Here is an 11,759-nt window from a genome sequence, read left to right as displayed (position 1 = left end):
CTCGCAGCAACACCGCAGTCGCGCCCGCCGCAATTCGAATACCGCTGTCGATTCATCCGCCGAAAGCCGACAGGCTCTTTATTGTGACGAAGTTTTATGATCTAGAGCGCCCCGAATTGCCCGAGTGCAGCCTTTAATTTCCATTCCACTGCCGAATAAGCGGGGCAGCGGCCCGAGAAGGCCGCGATCAAGGAGAAAGACATGTCAGAGACTACCTATCCGGTTTATGGCGAAATCACCGGTCCGATCGTGATGATCGGCTTCGGCTCGATCGGCCGCGGCACGCTGCCGCTGATTGAACGCCATTTCAAGTTCGACAAGAGCCGGATGGTCGTCATCGACCCGCGCGAAGAACCCTCCGACATGGAGATTCTCAAGAAGCACGGCGTCCGTCACATCAAGGAATACGTGACCAAGGAGAACTACAAGGATCTCCTGAAGCCGCTCCTGACCGAAGGCAAGGGCCAGGGCTTCTGCGTCAACCTCTCGGTCGACACCGGTTCGCTCGACCTGATGAAGTTCTGCCGCAAGCTCGACGTTCTCTACATCGATACGGTCGTCGAACCCTGGCTCGGCTTCTATTTCGACAAGAACATGAAGAATTCCGAGCGCACCAACTATGCGCTGCGCGAAACCGTGCGCAAGGAAAAGGCCAAGAATCCCGGCGGCGCGACCGCGGTTTCCACCTGCGGCGCCAACCCGGGCATGGTCTCCTGGTTCGTCAAGCAGGCGCTGGTCAACCTCGCCAATGACACCGGCCTGAAGTTCGACGAGCCGGATCAGCACGACCGCGAAGGCTGGGCGAAGCTGATGAAGAAGCTCGGCGTCAAGGGCGTCCATATCGCCGAACGCGACACTCAGCGCACCAAGCACCCGAAGCCGCTCAACGTCTTCTGGAACACCTGGTCGGTCGAAGGCTTCATCTCTGAAGGCATGCAGCCGGCCGAACTCGGCTGGGGCACCCATGAGGAATGGATGCCGAAGAACGGCAAGAAGCACAAGAAGGGCAGCAAGGCCGCCATCTATCTCGAACAGCCGGGTGCCAACACCCGCGTTCGCAGCTGGTGCCCGACGCCCGGCCCGCAGTATGGCTTCCTCGTCACCCACAACGAATCGATCTCGATCGCCGACTATTTCACGGTGCGCGACAAGGACGGCGAAGTGACCTTCCGCCCGACCTGCCACTACGCCTACCATCCGGCCAACGACGCGGTTCTGTCGCTTCACGAAATGTTCGGCAACGGCGGCACCCCGCAGCCGGTCCATCACGTCCTGAACGAGGACGAACTGGAGGACGGCATCGACGAACTCGGCGTCCTGCTCTACGGCCACGAGAAGAACGCCTACTGGTTCGGTTCGCGCCTGTCGCTCGAAGAAACCCGCCGTATCGCGCCTTACCAGAACGCCACCGGCCTGCAGGTGACCTCGGCGGTTCTCTCCGGCATGGTCTGGGCGCTCGAAAACCCGACCGCCGGCATCGTCGAGGCCGACGAGATCGACTACAAGCGCTGCCTCGAAGTACAGCTGCCCTATCTCGGTCCGGTCGAAGGTCATTACACCGACTGGACCCCGCTCGACGGCCGTCCGGGTCTCTTCCCGGAAGACATCGACACCAAGGATCCGTGGCAGTTCAAGAACATCCTGGTTCGCTAATTCCACCCTCATCATCCCTGTCCTCGTGACAGGGATCCGGTGCGCGCAAGTCCTTGCGCCTCGCCTATTTCCTTGGGCTTTATCAGCATCCAGCCGCCTGTCTCACCGCAGGCGGTTTTTTTGCATGTTGAAAGCTCTTGCCTTTTCAAGGCCACATCTTGCGTTACATAGGGCCATGGCGGCAAGGTTTGCCAACCTGAGCCGGACCGAATCGCGGGAGACAGATCATGAAATTTAAAGTGAGCTTCGCGCTCATCGCCGCAGCCAGCTTGACCGCCTGCGTTTCTTCCCCTCCGCCGCAACAGATGGCGGCCGTGCAGCCGCAGGGCGTCGAAGGAAGCTGGGTCGATCCGAACGGCATCGTTTCCTCTTTCCAAGCCGGCACGTTCAATACCCGCTCCAGCGACAGCAACACGCTGCTCGCCTCGGGCACCTATACCAGCCTGTCGCCGACGCTGGTCGAGATCAACATGACCTCGCTGGTCCGCAAGACCCAGTCGCGTGTCAACTGCTCGCTGGTCAACATCAACCAGCTCAATTGCACGCAGGATAGCGGCGCCCAGTTCTCGCTCTCCCGCCGCAGCTGAACAATCGACCGTCGAACGACGATTGGAAATTCCGGAACCCTGCTTCGGCGGGGTTTTTCGTATTCCGCGCGAGAAAACTTACACGCGCACCTTTGTCATATTTCCCTTGAAACGACTTTGCCTTGATGAAAACATGCGTTGCACAACGATTGTCACGGTGGGACGCTAGAACAGTCGAAGTCAGGCGGCAGAAAGCCGGCCAATAAAAACAGGAGAGAGACAAGATGAAGAAGACATTGAGGTTCGGGCTTTTGACCGCGTCGGTCATGGCTCTTTCAAGCGGGGTGGCACTTGCCGATTTCGAGCTCAATATCCTGCACATCAACGACTTCCATTCGCGTCTGGAATCCATCAACGCGACCGATTCCACCTGCTCGGCAGAGGATGAAGGCAAGGGCGTCTGCTTCGGCGGCGCGGCCCGCCTGCTGACCGCCATCAACCAGACCCGCGCCGCGCTGAAGGCTGAGAACAAGAACGTCATTCTCCTCAACGGCGGCGACAACTTCCAGGGTTCGCTCTTCTACACGACCTACAAGGGTGCCGCCGAAGCCGAGGCGCTGAACGCCATGAAGTTCGACGCTATGACCGTCGGCAACCATGAATTCGACGACAGCGACGACGTGCTCGCCACCTTCCTCGACAAGATCCAGTTCCCGGTCGTCACCGCCAACGTCGTGCCGAGCGCCGCCGCCAAGATCGGCAACCGCATCAAGCCGTCGCTGGTGCTGACCGTCGGTGGCCAGAAGGTCGGCATCGTCGGCGCCGTCACCAACGACACCGCCGAAATCGCCAATCCCGGCCCGAACATCACCATTGCCGACGATGTCGCGAAGATCACCGAAGCCGTGCAGGGCCTGAAGGCTCAGGGCGTCGACAAGATCATCGCGCTGACCCACGTGGGTTACCCCCGCGATCTCGCCTTGATCGCCAAGATCCCCGATGTCGACGTCGTCGTCGGCGGCCATACCCACACGCTGCTCTCGAACGTGGCCAAGGGCGCCGAAGGCCCCTACCCGACCTGGTCGGACAATCCGGGCGGCTACAAGGTGCCGGTCGTCCAAGCCTATCAGTATTCGAAATATCTCGGCGACATCAAAATCGTCTTCGATGACAGCGGCGTCGTGAAGTCGGCCGAAGGCGAGCCGATCCTCATGGACAAGTCGATCACGCCGGACCCGGTCTTCCTGGCCCGCGTCGCGGAGCTGAAGAAGCCGATCGAGGACATGAAGAAGAAGGTCGTCGGCGCCTCCGAAGCCGTGATCGACGGTGACCGCCGCGTCTGCCGCGCCAAGGAATGCTCGATGGGCAACCTCGTCGCCGACGCCATGCTCGACCGCACCAAGGGCCAGGGCATCGCCATCGCCATCCAGAACGGCGGCGGCCTGCGCGCCTCGATCGACGCCGGCGAAGTCACCCAGGGCGAGGTTGTCAGCGTCCTGCCCTTCCAGAACACGCTCGCCACCTTCCAGCTCACCGGCGCCGATGTCGTCAAGGCGCTGGAAAACGGCGTCAGCCAGATCGACGACGGCGCGGGCCGCTTCCCGCAGGTCGCGGGCCTCAAATATTCCTTCGACAAGTCGAAGCCGGCCGGGGCCAAGGTCAGCGACGTCCAGGTCAAGGAAGGCGACAAGTTCGTACCGATCGACCCGGCCAAGACCTACGGCGTCGTCACCAACAATTTCATGCGCGCAGGCGGCGATGGCTACGCCATCTTCAAGACCGGCGGCAAGAACGCCTATGACTACGGTCCGGATCTCGCGGACGTGACGGCGGAATTCGTGGCTGCCCGCAACCCCTACAAGCCCTATACGGACGGCCGCATCACCGACCTGACCCCGGCAAGCTACACGCCGCCGCCCAAGCCCGCGCCCGCCGCTCCTCCGGCGGCTGCTCCGGCTCCGACGGCTGCCGCTCCAGCTACCCCGGCTCCCGCAACGCCTGCACCAGCCGCACCGGCACCGACAATGGCGGCTCCTGCTGCTCCGGCACCAGCTGCCCCGGCCCCGACCGTAGCGGCTCCGGCAGCATCCGCAGCACCTGCGCCGAACACGATGGCAGCCGCTCCGGCCGCCCCCAAGCCGGCGGCTCCCGCACCGGCGGCGCCGGCTCCGAACACCATGGCGGCAGCGCCGGCTACTCCGGCGGCAACCGCTGCAAAGCCGGCCGGCCCGACCAAATACACGGTCGTCAAGGGTGACTCGCTCTGGAAGATCGCTGAAGCCACCTATGGCGACGGCGAGAAGTGGACCGAGATTGCCAAGCTGAATTCGCTGCGCCATCCGAATGTCATCCAGGTCGGCGCCGAGCTGGAACTGCCGGCGAAATAAGCCGCGGCATCGCTGACAAGGACAATTTGTCCCGTTTTCTTTGGCCGGCCCGGGCTTTCCCGGGCCGGTTTTTCTTCCTAAGTAATCCCGCAGATAAAGCGCACGCCTATCGTTCAACCGAAAGTATCCGCATGACCTCCCATTCCGCCCATATGCCCTCCGATCATCCGAAGGTGAGTTTCGGCAAGGTCGGGGTCCTGCTCGTCAATCTCGGGACGCCTGATGGCACGGACTACTGGCCGATGCGGCGCTACCTGGCGGAGTTTCTGTCCGACAAGCGGGTGATCGAATGGTCGCGGCTGTACTGGTATCCGATCCTCTACGGCATCGTCCTCAACAAGCGGCCGCAGAAGGTGGGCAAGGCCTATGAGGCGATCTGGAACAAGGATCGCAACGAAAGCTATCTGCGCACCTATACCCGCAGCCAGGGCGAACTGATGGCCGAGCGGCTGAAGGACCTGCCGAACGTCGCCGTCGACTGGGCGATGCGCTACGGCAAGCCGTCGATCGCCGAGCGCATCGACGCGCTGAAGGAGAAGGGCTGCGAGAAGATCCTCCTCTTCCCGCTCTATCCGCAATATGCGGCCTCCACCACCGCCACCGTCAACGACAAGGCCTTCGAACACCTGATGAAGCTGCGCTGGCAGCCGGCCCTGCGCACCGTGCCGCCCTATCACGACGAGCCGGCCTATATCGAGGCGCTGGCGGATTCCGTCAGGGCGAAATATGCGGCGCTCGACTGGGAGCCGGAAATGCTGATCGCTTCCTTCCACGGCATCCCGCAATCCTATTTCAAGGCGGGAGATCCCTATTACTGCCATTGCCAGAAGACGGCGCGGCTCCTAAAGGAGGCGCTCGGCTTCACGGACAAAAATTTCATGATCACCTTCCAGTCCCGTTTCGGGCCGGAGGAATGGCTGCAGCCCTATACCGACAAGACGGTCGAAAAGCTCGCCCATGACGGCGTCAAGCGGATCGCGGTGATGAACCCCGGCTTCGTTTCCGACTGTCTGGAAACTCTGGAAGAGATCGCCGGCGAGGCGGGCGAGATCTTCCTGCATCACGGCGGCGAAAAGTTCGCGCATATTCCCTGTCTGAACGACAGCCCCGGCGGCATGACCGTGCTGGAAAAGGTCGTCCGCCGCGAACTTCAGGGCTGGGCGTAAGCCGGCTCATTCCAGCCGCCCCTGATTTATGGCCTCTCCGGGTTCAGCGCTTTCAGCGGGCAGTCAGGTCGATCACATCGCCGTCTGCCGGAATCAGCAGACGCGATGGGCCGATTCCGGCCGCGTGAGCCGCCTCGCGCAGATGTGCACGCGAAACGGTGGCATGATCGAGCGCCTCCATATGCGTTGCGACAACCGTGGCCTCAGGCGCGGACCGGCAGAGTTCGATCGTTTCCGCCGCATCCATGACGATGAGGTCGCCATCCCAGAGGGCGCCGCAGGAATGGCTGACGATGACATCGGGCACGACGCGCTCCACCGTCTCCAGTACCGGCGGATAAAGAACCGTATCGCCCGCCCAATAAACCAGCGGCTCACCGGGCGCGGCAAGCGTCAGCCCCATCACCGAGCCCATCTTTTCCCGGACCGGACCAAGCCCGTGGCTGCCCTCGCAGCGCGTGATCGTGATGCCCTGCCAGACGATCTCCCCCTCGAGCGGCTCCACATCGGTAAAACCTTCTGCCGCGATTGCCGCCTCATCGCCCGGCTGACAGATCAGAGGCAGATGTTTCGGGACACCTTGTTTGGCCACCGAATCGAAATGGTCCGTATGGAGATGGGAGACGATCACCAGTTCGACACCCTGCAAGACCTCCTCCACCGAAAGCGGCAGGTCCGTCAACGGATTGGCGGATTTCCCGGTATAGGACGGCAGGCTGTGACGAGGTGCGAAGTAAGGATCGATCAGGATGCTGCGGCCCGCATAGGAAAGCTTGAGCGTCGCATTGCGGATCAATTGAAGCTTCATCGAGACACCTCGTACGGGAAGAATGCGAAGCCTAGACCGGTTGGCCGTGATGATCCAATGACTGTTCTAGATGAGACCGCCACTCTATCAACGCGTCTCCTCGGCCCTGAATCCTTCCGTCGCCGCCTTCCAGAAATCCGGATCCTCGTACTCGGTCGGATCTTCGATCCCTGCGAGATGGAAAGCCTCGCGCCGCTCGACGCAGGTGCCGCAGCGGCCGCAATGGCGGGCACCGCCCTTGTAGCAGGACCATGTTTCGGCGAACGGCGTCCCGTGCCGTGCCCCGTCCACGACGATATCGGCCTTCGAGCCATTCACATAAGGCGCAATCAGCCGGACCGACGCGTAGCCGTCCAGTGCATGATCCTGCATCGCCTGGAAGGCGTCGATGAAACCCGGCCGGCAGTCGGGATAGATGAAATGGTCGCCGCCATGTACGGCGATCGCCACCGCATCGGCGTTTCGCGCCGCCGCCACCCCGAAGGCGATCGACAGCATGATCGCATTGCGGTTCGGCACCACGGTCACCCGCATCGTTTCCTCGGCATAATGCCCGTCCGGCACATCGAGATCATCAGTCAAGGCCGAGCCGGTCAACCGGCTGCCGATCCCGCGCATGTCGATGATCTCGTGGAAGACACCGAGCCGCACGGCGCAGGCGGCGGCGAAATCGAGTTCCTTGCGGTGCCGCTGGCCATAGTCGAAGGAGATCAGGCCCAGCAGTTCCTGAGCGGCGGCAATCCTGTGAGCGAGGGAAACGGAGTCCAGTCCGCCGGAGCAGACGACGATGGTTTTCATGGGCTTTCATCCTTGTTTTGACCGGGTAGGCTGCGACCGGTAATTCGAACCCGCTTCCTAGACCGGCAACGCGTCCTTGTGAATAACCCGGGCGACATCGACAGCCGTCGCGCTGTCATTTCTTCCCTGTAAAGAACGTGCTAACTCATCACGTGTGATCTGGCGGACTTACCGCCTGCAATGGAGGAATTCATGAACCTGGGCGGCTTCGATTACGTCGTGATCGGTTTGGTGGTACTGGTCATCCTGGTCCTGTTCGCCGGGATCAAGACCGTGCCGCAGGGTTATCGCTATACCGTGGAGCGCTTCGGCCGCTATACGCGCACCCTGGAGCCCGGCCTCAACATCCTGACGCCCTTCATCGAGCGCATCGGTGTGCGCATGAACGTCATGGAGCAGGTGCTCGACATCCCGACCCAGGAAGTCATCACCAAGGACAATGCCAGTGTCTCCGCCGATGCAGTCGCCTTCTATCAGGTGCTCAACCCCGCCCAGGCGGCCTACCAGATTTCCAACCTGCAGAACGCCATCCAGAACCTCACCATGACCAACATCCGCTCGGTCATGGGCTCGATGGATCTCGACGAGCTGCTCTCCAATCGCGAAGTCATCAACGAGCGCCTGCTGCGCGTCGTCGACGAGGCTGTCGGCCCCTGGGGTATCAAGGTCACCCGCGTCGAGATCAAGGACATCCAGCCACCAGCCGACCTGGTCGAATCGATGGGACGGCAGATGAAGGCCGAGCGCGAGAAGCGTGCCCAGATCCTCGAGGCCGAAGGTTCCCGCAGCGCCCAGATCCTGCGCGCCGAAGGTGCCAAGCAGGCGGCGGTCCTCGAAGCCGAGGGCAAGCGCGAGGCCGCCTTCCGGGAAGCGGAAGCCCGCGAGCGTCTGGCGGAAGCCGAGGCCAAGGCGACCCAGTCCGTTTCTCAGGCCATTGCCGCCGGCGACGTGCAGGCGATCAATTACTTCGTGGCGCAGAAATACACCGAGGCTCTGGTCGCGATCGGCAAGGCGCCGAACTCGAAGATCGTGCTGATGCCGCTGGAGGCCTCGTCGATCATCGGTTCGCTCGGCGGCATCGGCGCCATCGCCAAGGAGGTTTTTGGCGACAGCTCGGGTCCTGCCGCACCGCCGCGCCCGCCGGCCGGCCCGCGTCCCCAGCCCGGCCCGCGCACCACGCCGATCCTCAATCCGTTCAACCCGAATTCCTCAGAGACCTGAGCCATGCTGCATGATGCTGTGGTCAATCTCGGTCCCTGGAGCTGGTGGATATTGGGCGTCGTCCTCCTCGCCACCGAGCTTGCGGCACCCGGTGTCTTCCTGATCTGGATCGGCGCCGCCGCGATCGTCATCGGCGTCCTGTCTCTGGCGCTCTGGGACGCGGCCTTCTGGACATGGCACGTCCAGCTCCTGCTCTTCGCGGTGCTTTCCGGCGCCTTTGCGCTGGCCGGCCGCCGTTTCTATTCCAGCCGCAACCAGGAGACGGACGAGCCCAATCTCAACAGGCGCGGCGAAAGCCTGGTCGGCCGCACCGCAACTCTCCACGAACCGATCGCCGAGGGGCGCGGCCGCATCCGGCTCGACGATACATGGTGGTCGGTGATGGGACCGGACCTGCCGGCCGGCACGCAGGTGAAGGTGGTGGCGGCAAGCGGACGGGACCTGACGGTCGAAGCGGCCTAGCTTTTAAGGTTCGAAAGCGTCGGTGCCTGGCTGGGTATCAGGCGACGCCGACCCGCAGCAGATCGTGGAAGTGGACGATGCCGACCGGCTTGCGCTCCTCGTCGACGACGAGCAGCGCGCCGATGCTGTGCTTGTTGAGCAGCGCCATGGCCTTTGTGGCAAGGGTTTCCTTGCTGACGGTCTTCGGATTGCGTGTCATCACGTCATCGACCCGCGTTTCGCGCAGGTCGAGATGAAGGTGGCGGGAAATGTCACCATCGCTGATGAAGCCGCAGAGACTGCCATCCTCGTCGACTACGCCGACGCAGCCGAAGCGCTTGCGCGACAGTTCCTCGATCGCCTCCAGCATGAGGACGCCCTTTTTGACCAGAGGCATGCGATCGCCCGTATGCATCAGGTCGCCGACATGGCTGAGCATCGCCCCGAGCTTGCCGCCCGGATGGTAGACGCGGAAATCGGTTGCCGAGAAACCGCGTGCTTCGAGCAGCGCCACGGCAAGCGCGTCGCCCATCGCAAGCTGCATCAGCGTCGAGGTGGTCGGCGCTAGGCCGTGCGGGCAGGCTTCCTGTTCCTTGGGCAGCAGCAGCACAACATCGGCCTCGCGGGCGAGCGTCGAAACCTCGCCCGATGTCATGGCGATCAGCGGAATGGAGAAGCGGCGCGTGAAGGAAACGATGCCCCGCAACTCGGCGGTCTCGCCGCCCCAGGACAGAGCCAGCACCACGTCTCCCGAGCCGATCATGCCGAGATCACCGTGATTGGCTTCGACGGGATGCACGAAGAAGGAAGGCGTGCCGGTCGATGCGAGGCTGGCGGCGATCTTGCGGCCGATATGTCCGCTCTTGCCGACGCCGGTCACGACGACCCTGCCGTCTATATCGCCGATCAGTTCCGCTGCCTTGCGGAAGGCATCGCCAAGGCCGTTCTGAAGCGCCAACTCCAGCGCGTTAAGCCCTTGTTTGCCGAAGGCAATCGTCCTCAAGGCGGAATCGACAAGGTCGTTCTCGACCAGTTGCAAAGCTCTCTTGATCATGGGCAAGCCTTAACTCTTTTCACCCATCAAGTCTATCGGCTTGGTGCGAGGCAACTAAGTTGGCCACCGCCCATGGCGTCGCAACCAAACGTTAACCACATGGCTTTACGTTTGGGTAAGCATTTGCGATTGCCCGGACAGGCCTCATGAAGATCACCACAATGACAGGCGGGACGCGTCGGAGGCGCCGGACGGCACTCGGCCTTCTGCTCGCCTGTTCGGCGCTTGTCTCGTCGCCCGCTCCCCCGGCAACGGCCCAGACCCGCAATGTGTTTCCGCCGCAGAACGGCTCTCTTCCCTCGGTCGCGAACGCCACGTCGCCGACTTCGAACACGGCCTCCAACACGGCATTGAGAGGCAGCACCTCGGCGCAGACGACAACCAATGCCGCCAATACCGCCGCCGACCAGAACCAGGACGATCCGAATGTCGCGACCGGCACCACGCCGGCCCGCAATCAGGCGGCCAATCAGGAGCCTCCCTACGAGGAGGACCTGAACCAGCCGCGCGAAGAGCCGCTCGACCGTGGCGCGGAGCCCGTCGAAACCCAGGAGCAGCCGCGCGAGCCGGGCGATCCGACCGGCATCCGGATGGGCAGCTTCCTGCTCCGTCCCTCGATCAACCAGAGCATCGACACCGAGACCCGCCGCTCGAACGGCACCAAGATCCGCCGCGATTACCTGTCGACCTCGATCCGCGGAACGTTGAACTCCGATTGGTCGCGCCATTCGTTGACGGTCACGGGCGAAGGCACGCTGGAGCGCAATCTCGGCAGCAGCAGCCAAGGCGAGCAGCCGGAAGCGAACGTCAATGCGGACCTCAGGCTCGACCTCTCCAACGATACGGTCGCCCACATCACCGGCGGCTACCGGTTCTCCCGCGAGGACGACTACGATCCCAATGCGCTCGGCGGCGCATCGACCCAGCCGGGCGTCCATGAATTCACCGGCGGCGCCTCCGTCCAGCGCGACTTCGGCAAGGTCCGCGGCACCGCCGCACTCGATCTGTCCCGTGCGGCCTATACGGATGCAAAACTCTCCGACGGCACGATCGTCAGCACCAAGGACCGCAACCGGACCGGCATCGACGGTCGCCTGCGGCTTGGCTACGAACTGTCGCCGGCGCTCGTCCCCTATGTGGAAGTGGCGACCGGCCACACCTTCTACGACCTCAGGCGCGACAATTCCGGTTATGCCCGCTCATCGCAGAGCTATGCGGCGCGCACCGGCGTCGAATTCGATCTGGGCGAAAAACTGCGCGGCGAGATCGGCACCGGTTACGAGATCGTCGACTACGAGGATGACCGCCTGAAGTCGGTCGGTGCGGTCACCTTCAACGGCAGCGCCACCTGGTCGCCGCAGCGCGGCACCAATGTCGATCTCGGTCTGCGCACCACGGTGCAGGACTCGACCACGCCCGGCCAGAGCGGCTGGGTGGAATACCAGGCGACGGCGGCGCTGACGCATGAAATGCGCGACAACCTCATCGCCCGCCTGACCGGCAGCTCGACATTGCGCGATTTCCCGAGCGGCGGCCCGAGCGACGAGACGGTCTGGATCGGCGGCGCCGGCTTCACCTGGGCGATCAACCGCTATCTCGATCTGACCGGCGACGTGGAATACGAGCAGGCGGACGGCGGCGGCGCCGACGACAAGATCGTCCGCGCCGGGGTCGGATTGACGCTAAAGCGGTGACCGGCGGGAC

General features: G+C 63.0%; 10 protein-coding genes. 7 read left to right on the top strand and 3 right to left on the bottom strand.

Annotated features, from left to right (window positions below; all coding sequences use genetic code 11):
* The first annotated feature begins 201 nt into the window (after nt 1-201).
* The 4 genes from ACZ9EJ_RS02490 to hemH all read left to right on the top strand — a co-directional run bounded on the left by ACZ9EJ_RS02490 (nt 202) and on the right by hemH (nt 5,733).
* Entirely contained in the window at nt 202-1,653 is a 1,452-nt protein-coding gene (locus tag ACZ9EJ_RS02490; RefSeq protein ID WP_046631989.1) for a homospermidine synthase, read from the top strand.
* Nucleotides 1,654-1,880: 227 nt separating this feature from the next.
* Nucleotides 1,881-2,240: an outer membrane lipoprotein Omp10 gene (gene omp10 / locus ACZ9EJ_RS02485; protein WP_046631987.1), complete on the top strand. Its 360-nt coding sequence runs from the start codon at nt 1,881-1,883 to the stop codon at nt 2,238-2,240.
* Between the two features lie 224 nt (nt 2,241-2,464).
* A complete protein-coding gene (locus tag ACZ9EJ_RS02480; RefSeq protein WP_255737067.1) occupies nt 2,465-4,567 on the top strand; it encodes a 5'-nucleotidase C-terminal domain-containing protein in 2,103 nt (700 codons plus the stop codon).
* A 131-nt stretch (nt 4,568-4,698) separates the two neighbouring features.
* Entirely contained in the window at nt 4,699-5,733 is a 1,035-nt protein-coding gene (hemH, locus tag ACZ9EJ_RS02475; RefSeq protein ID WP_046629227.1) for a ferrochelatase, read from the top strand.
* Nucleotides 5,734-5,785: 52 nt separating this feature from the next.
* Here hemH and ACZ9EJ_RS02470 read toward each other — a convergent pair whose 3' ends face one another.
* Both ACZ9EJ_RS02470 and queC read right to left on the bottom strand, forming a co-directional pair.
* Nucleotides 5,786-6,541 (bottom strand): MBL fold metallo-hydrolase, encoded by a 756-nt coding sequence (locus tag ACZ9EJ_RS02470; RefSeq protein WP_046629224.1) that lies wholly within the window; start codon nt 6,539-6,541, stop codon nt 5,786-5,788.
* Between the two features lie 87 nt (nt 6,542-6,628).
* Nucleotides 6,629-7,339, bottom strand: coding sequence for a 7-cyano-7-deazaguanine synthase QueC (gene queC, locus ACZ9EJ_RS02465; RefSeq protein WP_046629223.1), 711 nt, complete (start codon nt 7,337-7,339; stop codon nt 6,629-6,631).
* 192 nt (nt 7,340-7,531) lie between these two features.
* Between queC and ACZ9EJ_RS02460 the strand changes: the two genes are divergently transcribed.
* Together ACZ9EJ_RS02460 and ACZ9EJ_RS02455 are read left to right on the top strand one after the other, a co-directional pair.
* Nucleotides 7,532-8,560 carry an SPFH domain-containing protein gene (locus ACZ9EJ_RS02460; RefSeq protein WP_046639610.1) on the top strand — a complete coding sequence of 343 codons (1,029 nt, stop codon included), beginning with the start codon at nt 7,532-7,534 and terminating at the stop codon, nt 8,558-8,560.
* Between the two features lie 3 nt (nt 8,561-8,563).
* Nucleotides 8,564-9,022 (top strand): NfeD family protein, encoded by a 459-nt coding sequence (locus ACZ9EJ_RS02455; protein WP_046639571.1) that lies wholly within the window; start codon nt 8,564-8,566, stop codon nt 9,020-9,022.
* A 37-nt stretch (nt 9,023-9,059) separates the two neighbouring features.
* Here ACZ9EJ_RS02455 and ACZ9EJ_RS02450 read toward each other — a convergent pair whose 3' ends face one another.
* Nucleotides 9,060-10,055 (bottom strand): KpsF/GutQ family sugar-phosphate isomerase, encoded by a 996-nt coding sequence (locus ACZ9EJ_RS02450; protein WP_046639570.1) that lies wholly within the window; start codon nt 10,053-10,055, stop codon nt 9,060-9,062.
* A gap of 146 nt (nt 10,056-10,201) precedes the next feature.
* Between ACZ9EJ_RS02450 and ACZ9EJ_RS02445 the strand changes: the two genes are divergently transcribed.
* On the top strand, nt 10,202-11,749 hold the full coding sequence (locus ACZ9EJ_RS02445) for an outer membrane beta-barrel protein (protein WP_251091040.1): 1,548 nt from the start codon (nt 10,202-10,204) through the stop codon (nt 11,747-11,749).
* Nucleotides 11,750-11,759: the final 10 nt, after the last annotated feature.

The organism is Neorhizobium sp. USDA 3394, from assembly GCF_056280385.1.
Note: the sequence above shows the minus strand (reverse complement) of the source record. Positions and strands in the feature narration are given on the sequence as shown.

What these genes read in the sequence shown, in the direction of transcription:
- ACZ9EJ_RS02490 (WP_046631989.1), top strand. Translation starts at nt 202, where the DNA reads ATGTCAGAGACTACCTATCCGGTTTATGGCGAAATCACCGGTCCGATC.
- omp10 (WP_046631987.1), top strand. Translation starts at nt 1,881, where the DNA reads ATGAAATTTAAAGTGAGCTTCGCGCTCATCGCCGCAGCCAGCTTGACC.
- ACZ9EJ_RS02480 (WP_255737067.1), top strand. Translation starts at nt 2,465, where the DNA reads ATGAAGAAGACATTGAGGTTCGGGCTTTTGACCGCGTCGGTCATGGCT.
- hemH (WP_046629227.1), top strand. Translation starts at nt 4,699, where the DNA reads ATGACCTCCCATTCCGCCCATATGCCCTCCGATCATCCGAAGGTGAGT.
- ACZ9EJ_RS02470 (WP_046629224.1), bottom strand. Translation starts at nt 6,541, where the DNA reads ATGAAGCTTCAATTGATCCGCAATGCGACGCTCAAGCTTTCCTATGCG.
- queC (WP_046629223.1), bottom strand. Translation starts at nt 7,339, where the DNA reads ATGAAAACCATCGTCGTCTGCTCCGGCGGACTGGACTCCGTTTCCCTC.
- ACZ9EJ_RS02460 (WP_046639610.1), top strand. Translation starts at nt 7,532, where the DNA reads ATGAACCTGGGCGGCTTCGATTACGTCGTGATCGGTTTGGTGGTACTG.
- ACZ9EJ_RS02455 (WP_046639571.1), top strand. Translation starts at nt 8,564, where the DNA reads ATGCTGCATGATGCTGTGGTCAATCTCGGTCCCTGGAGCTGGTGGATA.
- ACZ9EJ_RS02450 (WP_046639570.1), bottom strand. Translation starts at nt 10,055, where the DNA reads ATGATCAAGAGAGCTTTGCAACTGGTCGAGAACGACCTTGTCGATTCC.
- ACZ9EJ_RS02445 (WP_251091040.1), top strand. Translation starts at nt 10,202, where the DNA reads ATGAAGATCACCACAATGACAGGCGGGACGCGTCGGAGGCGCCGGACG.